This window comes from Shewanella psychromarinicola (genome assembly GCF_003855155.1).
GTDB lineage: Bacteria > Pseudomonadota > Gammaproteobacteria > Enterobacterales > Shewanellaceae > Shewanella > Shewanella psychromarinicola.
Map to the genome: position 1 here is coordinate 4,508,417 of NZ_CP034073.1, position 14,489 is coordinate 4,522,905.

At 44.1% G+C, this 14,489-nt stretch carries 12 protein-coding genes and 1 pseudogene; all 13 read right to left on the bottom strand.

All coding sequences use genetic code 11. The features are described from left to right. Positions 1-19 precede the first annotated feature (19 nt). Positions 20-385 (bottom strand): hypothetical protein, encoded by a 366-nt coding sequence (locus EGC80_RS19620; RefSeq protein WP_164839502.1) that lies wholly within the window; start codon positions 383-385, stop codon positions 20-22. A 159-nt stretch (positions 386-544) separates the two neighbouring features. Next, positions 545-2,137, bottom strand: coding sequence for an ABC-F family ATPase (locus EGC80_RS19625; protein WP_101032219.1), 1,593 nt, complete (start codon positions 2,135-2,137; stop codon positions 545-547). 536 nt (positions 2,138-2,673) lie between these two features. Further along, positions 2,674-3,597: a M14 family metallopeptidase gene (locus EGC80_RS19630; RefSeq protein WP_124011842.1), complete on the bottom strand. Its 924-nt coding sequence runs from the start codon at positions 3,595-3,597 to the stop codon at positions 2,674-2,676. Between the two features lie 38 nt (positions 3,598-3,635). Beyond that, entirely contained in the window at positions 3,636-4,571 is a 936-nt protein-coding gene (locus tag EGC80_RS19635) for a DMT family transporter (RefSeq protein WP_206191816.1), read from the bottom strand. Positions 4,572-4,579: 8 nt separating this feature from the next. Next, positions 4,580-4,786 (bottom strand): hypothetical protein, encoded by a 207-nt coding sequence (locus tag EGC80_RS19640; protein ID WP_101034701.1) that lies wholly within the window; start codon positions 4,784-4,786, stop codon positions 4,580-4,582. A 135-nt stretch (positions 4,787-4,921) separates the two neighbouring features. Further along, positions 4,922-5,680 carry an SDR family oxidoreductase gene (locus tag EGC80_RS19645; protein WP_101032221.1) on the bottom strand — a complete coding sequence of 253 codons (759 nt, stop codon included), beginning with the start codon at positions 5,678-5,680 and terminating at the stop codon, positions 4,922-4,924. A gap of 12 nt (positions 5,681-5,692) precedes the next feature. After that, positions 5,693-6,592 carry a 3-hydroxyisobutyrate dehydrogenase gene (mmsB, locus tag EGC80_RS19650; RefSeq protein WP_101032222.1) on the bottom strand — a complete coding sequence of 300 codons (900 nt, stop codon included), beginning with the start codon at positions 6,590-6,592 and terminating at the stop codon, positions 5,693-5,695. 14 nt (positions 6,593-6,606) lie between these two features. Continuing rightward, positions 6,607-7,725, bottom strand: a complete 1,119-nt coding sequence (locus EGC80_RS19655; protein WP_124011843.1) for an enoyl-CoA hydratase/isomerase family protein — start codon at positions 7,723-7,725, stop codon at positions 6,607-6,609. After that, a pseudogene (locus tag EGC80_RS19660) lies at positions 7,725-8,508 on the bottom strand (enoyl-CoA hydratase). Before EGC80_RS19660 ends, EGC80_RS19655 begins: the two are co-directional and overlap by 1 nt. Before the next feature lie 74 nt (positions 8,509-8,582). Continuing rightward, the gene (locus EGC80_RS19665) at positions 8,583-9,740 is read right to left on the bottom strand and encodes an acyl-CoA dehydrogenase family protein (protein ID WP_124011844.1); all 1,158 of its coding nucleotides are present in this window, start codon (positions 9,738-9,740) and stop codon (positions 8,583-8,585) included. Positions 9,741-9,951: 211 nt separating this feature from the next. After that, complete coding sequence (locus EGC80_RS19670; protein WP_124011845.1) at positions 9,952-11,445, bottom strand: CoA-acylating methylmalonate-semialdehyde dehydrogenase; 1,494 nt, start codon at positions 11,443-11,445, stop codon at positions 9,952-9,954. A 181-nt stretch (positions 11,446-11,626) separates the two neighbouring features. Beyond that, positions 11,627-12,817 carry a thiolase family protein gene (locus tag EGC80_RS19675; protein WP_124011846.1) on the bottom strand — a complete coding sequence of 397 codons (1,191 nt, stop codon included), beginning with the start codon at positions 12,815-12,817 and terminating at the stop codon, positions 11,627-11,629. Between the two features lie 469 nt (positions 12,818-13,286). Further along, on the bottom strand, positions 13,287-14,231 hold the full coding sequence (gene metA, locus EGC80_RS19680; protein WP_101032228.1) for a homoserine O-acetyltransferase MetA: 945 nt from the start codon (positions 14,229-14,231) through the stop codon (positions 13,287-13,289). Positions 14,232-14,489: the final 258 nt, after the last annotated feature.

Genomic DNA, 14,489 nt, shown 5'->3' on the forward strand with positions numbered 1-14,489 from the left:
GCGCTCCTAATGAGTCAACTTATCCTTTTACAATTTCAATCAGTCTATTGATAAATAGAATAACTGCATCTGTGGTATCAAACCGAAATGCTAGACCATAGTGAATTTCATTTAAGCCTTTGTTTCGACGGGTTGGAAATCGGGTCATTTGCGCATTATGGTAATAATCATATTTTGCGTGTACGCCATCTATGGTCGCCAATTCTGTCGAAAAAATTTCAAATGCCGGACGGATAATCAGTAATGGCGTTTGTCCTTCCACATGCAAATAAACCGGTTCTTTTAACTCAGGGAGCATGTATTCGGTAACATTCTTAATATTAAAATTAGTACGACATTTGAGTTCATTCAAGGTTGATGCGGCTTGTTCGAGGGTGATGCTCATAAAATAGATGCCTGTGCTGGGTAATACCATTGATTTATAACACTAGAGTATATGACTTAGGCAGGTAAATAAAAACAAAAAGCCCCGAACATTTGTTCAGGGCTAATGATGTTAATTCGTTAGTATTGGCTATAAACGATACTGGCTATAAAACCACAATTAAGCGTCGATACCTTTACTCGCCAATAACTCGTCGTAAGTGCCTTTGAAATCATTAATACCCTTGTCGGTGATTTCAATAATACGTGTGGCCAATGATGATACAAATGCACGGTCATGGGAGACGAAAATCAATGTGCCTTCGTACTTTTCAAGCGCATTATTTAATGACTCGATTGATTCCATATCCATGTGGTTGGTTGGTTCATCGAGTAACAAAATATTGGCTTTTTGCATGATAAGTTTACCGAAATACATACGGCCTTTTTCACCACCGGACAACACTTTAACGGATTTTTTAATGTCATCTGCGCCAAACAACATACGGCCTAAAATACCGCGAACAGATTGATCGTCATCGTTTTCTTTACGCCATTGACTCATCCATTCAAATAAAGTCATGTCATTAGTAAAATCAGCTTCATGATCCTGGGCGTAGTAACCAAGATTGGCATTTTCAGACCAATTAATAGTCCCTTCGTCTTGTGGAATATCGTGCACTAAAGTACGTAGTAAGGTGGTTTTACCAATACCGTTCTGACCCAAAATAGCAATACGTTCACCCACTTCAACCATTAAGTTCAGTTTGCTAAATAAGGGTTTGTCGTAACCTTTAGTTAAATTTTCGACGACCAGTGCATTTCGAAACAATTTCTTGTCTTGCTCGAAACGAATAAAGGGGTTGACGCGACTTGATGCTTTAATGTCATCAAGTTTAATTTTATCAATTTGCTTAGCGCGTGATGTGGCTTGTTTCGCTTTCGATGCGTTAGCCGAGAAGCGTGCTACGAAGGTTTGTAATTCAGCAATTTGCGCTTTTTTCTTCGCGTTGTCATTCATTAAACGTTCACGTGATTGCTGTGCAGCCATCATGTATTCGTCGTAGTTACCAGGGAACACTCGCAGTTCACCGTAATCTAAGTCAGCCATGTGGGTACACACTGAGTTTAAAAAGTAACGGTCATGGGAAATAATAATCATGGTGCTGTTACGTTGGTTCAACATGTCTTGTAACCAGCGAATAGTATCGATGTCCAAGTTGTTGGTCGGTTCGTCAAGTAACAATAAATCTGGATTTGAGAATAATGCTTGCGCCAATAACACCCGCAATTTGAAACCAGGAGCGATTTCGCTCATTAACCCAAAATGTTGCTCAGTGGCAATACCCACACCAAGCAATAAATCGCCTGCACGAGCGTCCGAGGTATACCCATCCATCTCAGCAAATTCCATCTCAAGCTCAGACACTTTGATACCGTCTTCTTCACTCATTTCAGGTAAAGAATAAATACGGTCACGCTCTTGCTTCACTTTCCACAACTCTCTGTGGCCCATGATCACAGTATCAATGACTGAAAAACTTTCGTAAGCAAACTGGTCTTGGTTTAATTTACCCATGCGCTCGTTAACATCTATCGAGACGTTACCGCTTGAAGGCTCTAAATCACCGGCAAGGATTTTCATAAAGGTGGATTTACCACAACCATTCGCGCCAATTAAACCGTAGCGATTACCGCCACCAAATTTAACTGATAGGTTTTCAAACAGTGGCTTTGCGCCAAACTGCATCGTGATGTTAGCTGTTGTAATCAAAATGAAATTCCAAATCGTGTTGTGTGTTAAAGCCCATATCAAATTATCGTGTAATCGTTTGAGTTGACGTCTAGACGACCCAAGCAAGCAAAAAATGATATTGAAACTGGCATACGGCAAAGCCGAGGTAAATACGAAGCGCAATATTGTAAGGATTTTCGGGCTATTTATCAACCTAAAATGGACCGATATCGATAACAACACAAAAGCAAACACTAACCCGGCGTTGACGGTAAAAGCTTCAACAGCCTAGAGGCTATAAAATCTATAGCAAGAGCCTAGAGCGCTGCACTGCTAGGACGCTGCGCGGCTAGATGCTATAAAAGCAAACAGCACAGCGAAACGACTCTAGCAGGAAGAAGTCCGCCCTAATCTCTAGGCACTGCCAGCTTGTCATCGATTGTCATCGCCGGCTATCGCTTGTCATCCCGCTCTTCTCCGCTTTTATAGCAGCGCAGCGATCTAGCAGGACGCAGTCCGCCCTAGTCTCTAGGCTTTGACCGCTTGTCATCGCTTGTCATCGCTTGCCATCGTTTTTAAAGCTTCAAATAACCAACAATATAATCCAATCCACCAATGATGGCAGCGACTTGAGCGTCGTTACATTCTTGAACGGTGACAAGTGGGCTATCGGGATAGACTTCGGTGGTGGTGTTAAAGTGATTGACTGTAATGCCGGCGCATAAACTGAGTTTTTTAACCGGATAGTTAACCACCCCAAATTGTTCAATCGGCACTTCGATAAGTTGGTTTTTATCATCTGCTGGAGCAATATGAGTCACTTTTAAGACCGAGTCGATAACCGCTTTTTGAAATGCGGGTGTTGGGTTGTCACTGTCACCGACAAGGTAGAAACCGTCAGGAATAATACCTTTGTCGTATTCAACACCATCGCGAGCAGATAATACCGGTCTGAACTCCAGCTCGTCAGTATCGGTAGTTTCATGTAGGTCAATATGCGCATAAATATCGCCCAGTGTTGCGACAAATGCCATCAGTGCAGCAGACTCTTCTGCTGGGCTATTAGGATAAAAAGAACGATTAGGGTCGATGGCTTTAGGATTCCAACGATTAATAGTTTCATAACCCCAAGGACTGATGCAAGGCGCTACGACTACATTGAAATATTGAGCATAGTGTTGTGCTTTCGTGGCTAAGAATTGAATCGCACCTTGTACACCGCTGGTTTCATATCCATGCACACCACCCGTCACGAGAATGGTTTTTTTATTGCTATCCCACTGCTGAGATTTAAACGCAAACAGTGGGTATTTGTCGGCATCATAAGATAACGCGCCGTATTGTACTTGTTCAAACTGAGCGGCCAGCGGGGTTAATTTACTCACCACTTCATCTTGATATGAACGTTTTATCGTCACTTGTGCTAACCATTGGCTTTTGTCAGCATCGGTCCACTTTTGCCCTGGAGTACCAATAGGATACGCTGTTGAATTGCTCATATAACCTCGTTAATCGTTTGTTTTATTGAGTTAATCTATTAAATTTTGATTTGTTTTGGCTTAGCTAAAATGACTAATGCTATGCCTAAAAAAATGATGCAGGCTGAGATACTAAGATGAATACTGATCGTTTCACCTAAAAACAACACGCCACCTAAGGCTGCAATGACGGGAACGGTCAGCTGTAATACCGCGGCATGGGTTGATGTTAACCCACGTAATGCTTGATACCATAATGCATACCCGACACCGGATGCCGCCCCGCCTGACAAGATGGCCAGTAGGATCCCTAATGGTGATAATATGAAGTGGCTCATTGGTTCGGTAACGGCAAACACGGACAGCAACCATACTGCGCCTATCATCACCATAACCAACGGCAAGGTCCGAATAAAATTATATCCAGTGTCGAATAGCGGTTGGCGAGACTGTTTACCCAATAAAGTGTAGCCCCCCCATGCACAGCCACTGATGGCCATTAACACTAAGCCGGTGAGTGAGGGAGCACTAACCCCAGGTAACACTAAATAGCCAAAGCCAGCAAAAGCCAATAATGCCCCAATGAACTCGAGTAACGTCAGTCGTTGACCTTGAATATGGCTGATGACCATCATGCTAATTTGCACTGCGGCAAACAAAATCAACGCACCAGTAGCGGTGTCGAGCAGTACATAAGCGTATGAAAACGCCACAGCATAGATAAACAGTAATCCCGCAGCAAACAAGCTACCTCGGCGAGTGGAGTTATTAGTGTCGGTTTTACTTGGTCGCAATAACATTAATAACCACAACACCAAGGCACCTGTGGTCAAACGAATGGCCGTAAAACTGCTTGGGTCAATTAATGGCGTTGTTTGCTGGGTCGATGATAACGCCATGCGGCACAATACTGAGTTAGCCGCAAATGCAACCAAGGCTATCATGGTATACAGGGGAATAGAAAACCGCGATAAAAACGCTGATAGAGCAGACATAAACGGGGCTACTTAGCGTTGTTTTTAAAGGTGAATTTATTGACAAACCATTGTATTACAGCCACTTGCTGCACATGTGTTAAACCAAAGTAGACGCAAATCCAAGGTGAGATAAGTAAAAACCACGGTAAAGCAGCCGTTGAACGATCGGAAAAGAATAAATACAAAAAACCGCCATAGATGATTATCACCCCTAGCACTCCAACAATTAACATGATTTTTTTGATCAGAAATTCTAATTTGGCCACGTAATAGCATCCCTAAAGAGTGAAAAAATAACGCCAAGCTAATACGAATAGTATTAGCTTGGCGTGACAGCATCATAACAAACTTAAAGCAGATATCATCGCTTATAAACGAATACCACCATCAATTTCGAACACTCGGCCATTCACATAATCATTTTCAATGATAAAACGCACCGTTGAAGCAATTTCTTCTGGCTGACCTAAACGGCCAACTGGAACCATTTTTTCAAGGCGTTCTAACGCTTCTGGTTTCATGGCGGCGGTCATTTCAGTAGCAATAACACCTGGGGCAACGGCGGCACTGCGAATGTTATAGCGCGCGAGTTCTTTGGCCCAGCCTACGGACATGGCTGCTACGCCAGCTTTAGACGCCGAATAATTAGACTGCCCCATATTACCGGATTTAGCTAAGCTAGAAATATTAATGATCACCCCAGCTTGGCCCGTTTCAATCATGGCTGCAGCCGCTTCGCGACCACACAAAAAAGTGCCGGTTAAGTTTACGTTGATCACCGATTGAAATTGCTGATACGACATGCGGTCGATCACTTTGCCTTCTTTGGCTTTGACCATTAACCCGTCACGTAAAATACCGGCGTTGTTAATTAACACATTCACTTGACCAAAATCTTCAACAATATATTTAAAGCCAGCGACGACATCTTCTTCATCAGTAATGTCTAAGGCGTAGCCTTGTACTTCAGTTGTTGAACCTAAATCAGCACAGGCTTCTTCAAGCTTGGTTTGATCAACATCGATAAGCGCCAATTTAGCCCCTCGAGCAGCTAAATCGTGCGCCATTGCCAGACCTAGTCCACCTGCTCCGCCAGTAATGACGACAACCTTATCTTTTAATTCCATCAACTGAATCCTTTATTTTTTCTTTGAAAATTGTTCAAAAATACTCGAAAAATCGCGACGACCATGGCCTTGACGAGCATGATTAACATATAAGCTACGAGCCAGAGAACTCATTGGTGTGCTTGAATTAGAGGCGACTGCCGCTTCTTGCGACAAGCCTAAATCTTTGACCATCAAGTCAACCATAAAGCCACCTTGATAATCGTTAGACGACGGTACGTTTTCCATCACATCAGGGCATGGATTATACTTTTCTAAGGTCCAGTTACCGCCACTGCTGACTTTCATGATATCAGATAGCACTTTAGGATCTAAGCCATTATCCAAACCTAATTGTAATGACTCACTGGTACCGACCATTAACACAGACAACAGCATGTTATTACAAATTTTGGCAATTTGACCTGCCCCTACCGCGCCAGCATGGAAAATATTGCCGCCCATAACCGTCAACACCGTTTGCGCTTGTTGATAAGCTTGGTCAGTCCCGCCACAGATAAAGGTTAAGGTGCCTGCTGCAGCGCCTGCCGTGCCGCCAGAGACTGGTGCATCCATAAACTCAATCCCTTTCTCGGCGGCTTTAGCACCCACTAAACGGGCACTATCGGCATCGATGGTAGAGCAATCAATTAATAATGCCTGTTTTGACACCACCTCTAGTAGGCCTTTATTGTTGTCATCACCTAAATACAAACTGCGCACATGCTTACCTGCAGGTAGCATGGTAATCACAAAATCGGCCGATGCCGCTGCACCACACGCCGTTTTGGCGCTTAATGCACCTTGTGCAGTTAAGGCTTCTACTGCCGCCGGATTTAAGTCAAACACCTTAACGGTTAAGCCGGCTTTAACTAAGTTGGCCGCCATTGGGCCGCCCATGTTACCTAAACCAATAAATGCTACTGTTGCCATATTGCTCATCCTTTTTAATTAAAGCTTGCTAATGGGTGTTTATCTGCAGCCCAAGGCGATGCAACTAACTGGGCAATCTTGTTTGCTTCCACAGCCTCTACATCAGTAAACAACCATTGTGGGCTTCGGTCTTTATCTATCAATAATGCTCGAATGCCTTCGCAAAAATCACCCATGGAGCAACAATTAACGCTCACGCCTAACTCCCATTTAAAGCATTCTGCCAAGCTAAGATCGGTACCCAATGCTGCCTGAGCAAAAATTAAATGCCAACTAATCGGGCTGCCAGCTAATGCGGTTTTTTGTGCTCGTTTAAGCCAATCAAGTTCAGTATTTAGGGTTGATAATTGGTGATGTACATCAAGAATGTCACCGGCCATTAATAAATCGATTTGGCTTTGAAATTGTTGCAAAGCACTGGTTGGCAGCGATGCTAAATGCGGCTGAGTCATGCCAGTGAGCAAGTCACTCAATAAGTGATGATTCTGCTCACTATCTTGACTCCAAGCCAGTTCAGCCATGGCATCGAAAAATGGCTCTTTTTCATCGCTATTAAGATAATGATTACCCAAGCCAACATACAGCGCATCTGCTGCCCCCATGTTGTAAGCCGTTAAGCCCAAAAACAGCCCAGTTTTACCCGGCATACGATTTAAAAAGTAGCTAGCGCCTACATCAGGGTATAGCCCAATGGTGACTTCTGGCATCGCAATACGGCTGCGTTCAGTGACAACTCGATGACTTCCACCCGCCATTAATCCTAACCCGCCGCCCATCACAATACCGTCGCCCCACACCAATACGGGTTTACCGAATTGATGCAGTAAATAATCAAGCTGATATTCTTGGGTAAAAAAATCACCGGCTTCTGCGGTCAAGTTATTCGGGTTTGCCACTGCAGCATGATAAATCGCTCGCACATCCCCCCCCGCGCAGAAGGCTTTGTCGCCTGCACCATCCATTACCACACAAGCAATACTATCGTCCTGCTGCCACTGAGTTAGCTGCGCTTGCATGGCTTGCAACATGTCGAGATTCAATGCATTAAGCGCTTTTTCGATATTGAGCGTGACCACACCAATTGATTGGCCTGATAGCGTCCCTAATGTTTGAAATATTACATCTTGAGTCATTAGCCGTTCTTCCATTTTGGGGTGCGTTTTTGAAAAAAGGCATTCACACCTTCAGTTTGATCTTCAGTATCAAATAAACCAATAAACCGCTCACGCTCAAGCGGCAGCGCTTGTGTACGCGCCATTGTGCGCCCAGCTTGAATAAGAGGTTTACATACGTTAACACTGCAAGGTGACTGTCTAGCTACTTTAGCTGCCAGAGCAACAGCGGCATTCAATGCTTGACCTTTTTCGACCATTTCTTCAACTAAACCGATTTTCTCTGCTTTAGTGGCATCAATAAGTTCACCACACAAAATCATCCGCTTAGCCCAACCTTCGCCAACTAATGCGGTTAAGTTTTGGGTTCCACCGGCGCAAGGCGATAATCCTACTGATGCTTCAGGCAATGCCATTTTCGCTTGCGCTTCAGCGATACGTAAGTCGCAAGCTAACGCCACTTCTAATCCACCGCTAATGGCAAAACCATTAATGGCAGCAATCGACACACCGCGAAACGCACTTAAGGCTTCAAACGCTTCACCAAAATGTTCCGCCATGGAAGCTGCATTGACTTTATCGCCGTCGGCAAACAAATTTAAATCTGCACCTGCTGAAAAAAAATTTATCCCCTTGACCTGTGATCACCAAAGCATAAATAGTTTTGTTTTAGTTTAGCTTAAGCACTGTGTGTTTCAGCGCTTGTAAACTGTCAGCGGTCCAAGTATTGGCTGGCGGATTATTCAGGGTCAAAATAGCCGTGTGGCCTATAATATGTTCAAGAATATCGGGTTGTGTAGTCATAACCTTATGTCCTTATGCTAGAAAATCAGTTGTGGATCATTCAGTTGTAGAATAGTCAGTAGTGAACCTGTTTGTTACAGGATAGGATGAGCATCGCTGGCTAACAAACGACGGGCAATAATTAAGCGCATTATCTCATTGGTGCCCTCTAAAATTTGGTGCACGCGTACATCGCGGAAATGACGTTCTAATGGATATTCGCGGATGTAACCGTAACCACCATGAATTTGCAACGCACTGTCACATACTTGAAAACCGACATCGGTGGCAAAGCGTTTTGCCATGGCACAATAGGCGCTGGCTTCAGGGTCTTGGGTATCTAATTTAAATGCCGCTAAACGCACCATTTGACGCGCAGCAACCAGTTCAGTCGCCATATCTGCAAGTTTAAACTGCAATGCTTGAAAAGCCGCTAATGGCTTACCAAACTGTTTACGCTCATTCATGTATTGGGTGGCGTGGGTTAATGCCGCTTGAGCGGTACCAATTGAACAGGTGGCAATGTTAATCCGTCCGCCGTCTAAGCCTTTCATCGCAAACGTAAAGCCTTGGCCTTCTTCACCGAGTAAATTGGCCGCTGGCACACGTACGTTTTCAAAACTTATCATTTTTGTTGGCTGAGCGTTCCAGCCCATTTTATCTTCTGCTTTACCATAGGTTACTCCAGCGGCATCAGCTGGTACCGCAATGGCTGAAATGCCTTTAGGGCCTGGCTCACCAGTGCGGCACATCACCACCAAAAGCTCGGTTTCTCCGGCGCCTGAAATAAACATTTTCGATCCTGTGATCAGGTAATCATCACCGTCACGCACGGCTTTAGTTTGCAGTGATGCAGCATCACTGCCAGCGCCAGACTCAGTTAAACAGTATGAAGCCAATAATTGTCCGGTAGTTAAGCCTTCAGACCACTGTTGACGTAGGGTTTCAGTGCCCCAAGTAGTGACCATCCAAGTGGCCATATTATGAATGGTTAACATCGCCGTAGTGGTGGTACAGCCATGGGCTAATTCTTCAAAAATAATCGAGGCGTCTAAGCGAGATAAGCCCATGCCACCTTCAGATTCAGGCGAATACAATGAACAAAACCCTAGCTCGCCGGCTTTTTGAATCACGTCTTTAGGAAAATGATGCTCTTCGTCCCACTTGGCGGCGAATGGCGCGAGTTGTTCTGCGGCAAATTGACGGGCTAAATCAGCAAACTGACGCTGATCTTCATTTAAATTAAAATCCATGCTGGACTCCTGTTATTGTCTTGGATGACTCTTGGGTCATTTGATCTTTTGCCCGCCTGCAGCTTAAGCTGCTTAACCATTATAGTGTCTGGTCTTGCTACACCATCATAAAATGGCGCGAGTCAACATTGTCTTGTTGTGTTGGCAGATAAATGTTGCCGCGATAAATCAATAAACTATCGCGACAAATGGATACTAACCCCAGTGGAGCTTATTTGAGATCAATGCTCATGTTAGGGCCGCTAACGGCTTCTGCATCAAACCAGCGCGAGGTAATGGTTTTAGTTTCGGTGCAAAAACGCACAGCTTGTTTGCCATAAGCGTGTTGATCACCATAGAAACTGCCTTTCCAACCGGTAAATGAAAAGAAGGGTAATGGCACTGGAATTGGCACGTTAATGCCCACTTGGCCAACTTCAATTTCGTGTTGATATTTACGGGCCGCGCCGCCCGAGGCGGTAAAGATTGAGGTACCATTGCCATAAGGGCTATTGTTCACCAGCTCGATAGCATCGTCTAAATTTTCGGCTTCCATACAACACAGGACGGGGCCAAATATTTCTTCTTTGTAAATGCTCATGTCGGTGGTGACATTGGTAAACATGGTTGGGCCAACCCAGTTACCTGACTCATACCCTGCAACCGTAAAGTCACTACCATCGAGTAAACATTCAGCGCCTTCGGCTTTACCTTGGGCAATTAATTTCAGCACCCGTACTTTAGCTGCTGGGCTAATGACAGGGCCATAGGCTGCGTCTTTGTCATCCCATAAACCCGGACGGACCTTGGCTAACGCTTGTTTTAATTCTGGGATCCACTCTTTGGCTTTACCGACAAAAATCGCTACTGAAATCGCCATACAACGCTGACCAGCTGCGCCAACAGAGGCGCCAACCATGTTATTGATCACTTGCTGCTTGTTCGCATCAGGCATGATCACGCAGTGGTTTTTAGCCCCCGCGAAGGCTTGCACGCGTTTTAGGTTGTCAGTACCGGTTTTATAAATATATTGGCCAACCCCCACTGAGCCCACAAACGAAATCGCTTTAATGACTGGGTCTCTTAGCAAAATGTCGACTGCTGTCTTGTCGCCATGGATAAGTTGTAATACGCCTTTTGGCGCACCAGCTTCAACAAACAATTCCACTAAACGTTGTGGCGTCATAGGATCTTGTTCAGATGGTTTTAAAATAAAGGTATTACCACAAGCAATCGATAACGGGAACATCCATAACGGGATCATTGCGGGAAAGTTAAACGGGGTAATACCGGCGCATACACCCAAGGGTTGAGTGTAGCTATAGGTATCGATATTACGGGCGACGTTTTCAACGGTTTCGCCCATCATTAATGTTGCAACACCACAAGCATGTTCGGCCACTTCAATACCGCGCCATACATCACCTTTAGCATCTTCAAAGGTTTTACCTGTCTCTTGAGCCAAAATCGTCGCCAATTCGTCGTGATGTTCTTTAAGTAAATGTTGGTAACGCAACATGACCCGCGCACGTTCAGACACGGGGACTTCTTTCCAGGTTTTAAACGCTTCTTTGGCACTGTGAATGGCCTGCTCTACTTCGGCAGTAGTAGCGCAGTTAATTTTTGCGATAACCGTATTGTTGGCTGGGTTGGTGACGTCAATATTGCGATCGCCGCAACCATGAGTGAATTCGCCATCAATATAATGCTTAACTTGTGTGATCATGTTGCTTTCCTCGATCCTTGAATATCTTGTGAGTGAATAACATCACTCGTATTGAGTTACTGCACAGGTAATGCGGATTATTATGGTTGTCAGTATCACATTTAATGTGGCTGCGTTTGCTTCTACCTGTGCGGTAGTGTTGTTGAACTAATGCCTTGTTGAGCTTAGCTAATGTTGATTTTTACACTTCTATAGCCATGGCGGTGGCTTCACCGCCACCAATGCATAACGATGCCACACCACGTTTTAAGCCACGAGCTTTTAAGGCATAAATCAGTGTGACTAATAAACGCGCACCAGAACAACCAATAGGATGGCCTAACGCACAGGCACCGCCATTAACGTTGACTTTGTTGGCATCTAAGCCTAGTTCTGAAATCGCTAACATGCTCACCATGGCAAAAGCTTCGTTGATTTCATATAAATCGACATCGCCTTTATTCCACTGCACTTTTTCGAACAATTTTTGCATCGCGCCTACAGGTGCGGTGGTAAACATTGATGGTTCTTGTGAATGAGTGGTGTGGCCTTTGATGGTGGCTAATACGTTTAAGCCAAGTTGTTGTGCTTTGTCTCGGGTCATCAACATTAATGCTGCTGCGCCATCTGATATTGAACTTGAATTGGCTGCGGTGATGGTGCCGTCTTTGGTAAAAGCGGCACGCAGTGTTGGGATTTTTTCTGGCCGCGCGTTACCGGGCTGCTCGTCAGTATCAACGGTGACATCGCCGCGGCGAGTGCTGATATGAACGGGTACCACTTCGTCTTTAAATGCGCCTGACTGAATCGCACGATTGGCTTTTTCTAGTGAAGCCAAGGCAAACGCGTCCATTTGTTGGCGAGTTAAGCCAAAGTCGTCGGCCGTTTTTTGCGCAAACGTGCCCATAGCGCCGCCAGTGTAAGCATCTTCAAGACCGTCTAAAAACATGTGGTCGATGACTTTACCGTGGCCCATACGCATCCCACTGCGCGCTTTGTCGAGTAAGTATGGTGCCTGGCTCATGTTTTCCATGCCTCCCGCAATAACCACATTATTGCTACCCGCTTTAATTAAATCGTGGGCTAACATGACCGCTTTCATGCCTGAACCACAGACTTTATTGACCGTAGTTGCGCCTACGCTAAAAGGTAAACCAGCCCCCAGAGTGGCTTGGCGAGCGGGCGCCTGTCCAAGACCTGCTGGTAATACACAACCCATTAATACTTCGTCGACGCTATTGTCACTCACACCCGTTTGGGCTAATAAGCCTTTAATCGCGGTAGCAGCTAATACCGGAGATGCCACTTCAGATAACGCCCCTTGAAACCCACCCATTGGTGTACGCTTCGCAGCAACAATAACGATATCTTGACCTGTTTGCTCTGTACTCATAACCACTCCAATTTACTGCGCGTAAAAATTAACATCAATAATATGAATATCACTCTGACGTTGACGCGAACGTAAAGCAAGTAAAAAATGGTCTAAACTGTGATGTTAATCTCACTGAGTTGTCATTGAAGATTTACACTTGATAAAAACAGATCGGAATTGATAACTAATTAACTGTTTGTAATAGCGTTATTAGCTATAGGTGTTACTGAGGATAACTGAATTAAACTTTAGTCTATGAGGTATATCTATAAGGTAAGTCTACCGGAAGAAATGGAGCTCGGTAGGCTTTTAGTCATCGAACTTCAGCCAAAATCGACATTCACTCGAGTCACAATTATCTGAATGTCAGAGAAACAAAAGGCTACTACACGTTATCGCGTAATAGCCCCAATGTAAGTAACCCCATCTTCAAACCCGAGTTAAGGTTAAGTAAATTGGTTAGTTAGTTGATCAATATATCACTAGGTTATTTTTTATTTTCCCATGGCGTTTTGGCATTCATGTCTGATAAATCATAAGGCGTTAACTGATAAACGTAATAGTTAAGCCAATTACTGACTAATAAACTGCCATGGCTATGCCAACGGACAATAGGATCTTGATTGGGATCATCTTGACGGTAATAATTTTTGGGAATATCAGGGTTAAGTCCCTGGCCCACATCGCGGACATATTCTTCGTTTAACGTGTCTTTTTGATACTCAGGATGGCCCATAACAAACACATTATGGTTATCGCGACTGAGCACAATATAGGCCCCAGCTTCATCAGATTCTGCCAACACTTCTAAATCAGGATGTTGGCGAACTTGTTCGATGTCCATTTCAGCAAATCGTGAATGCGGCGCAAAAAATTCATCATCAAAACCACGTAATAATGGATGCGGGTCGCTGGTTCGGCGATGATTAAATACCCCTGTACGTTTGTTCGCTAATAACCGACGGTGCAAATCATATAGATGATAAAAACCAGCATGAGCAGCCCAACACAGAAATAATACTGATGTCACATGTTGTTGAGACCAATCAATAATCTCGCGAATATGGTCCCAATATTCAACATCTTTAAAATCAATTTGCCCTAGCGGCGCGCCCGTAATAATCAAGCCATCGTAATTGTTATGTCTGATGTCTTCAAAATCACGATAAAAAGTATTCATGTGGTCCACTGAAGTGTGCTTCGATTCTTTATCATGAATGCGTAATAAATCAACCCCAACCTGCAATGGTGTGTTACCCAGTAAACGTAATAGTTGGGTTTCTGTTTCGATTTTATTAGGCATTAAATTCAAGATTAATACCCGCATTGGACGAATGTCCTGATTGGCTGCACGGGTTTCTGACATCACAAAGATATTTTCTGACTCTAAAATACTTGCCGCTGGCAGGTTATCTGGAATTCGAACCGGCATACTTGTTACCTTTTGTGTGGATTAAACAAATTATCTTGCGTTTGTAACCATAAGCATCTTACTTAACAATGAGCTTGTCGTAACGATCATATCGTCGCTTAACCGACTTACATAGAATGTGCAGACATAATTAACGTATTTAACCCTGCATTTATTACCGATTGAGATCACAAAACCGATATAAATTTTTGCCTAAAAAACCGCCCAAACATCTGCATTATCATCGTCACATTATGTTAAAAAAATAATGATCTACCT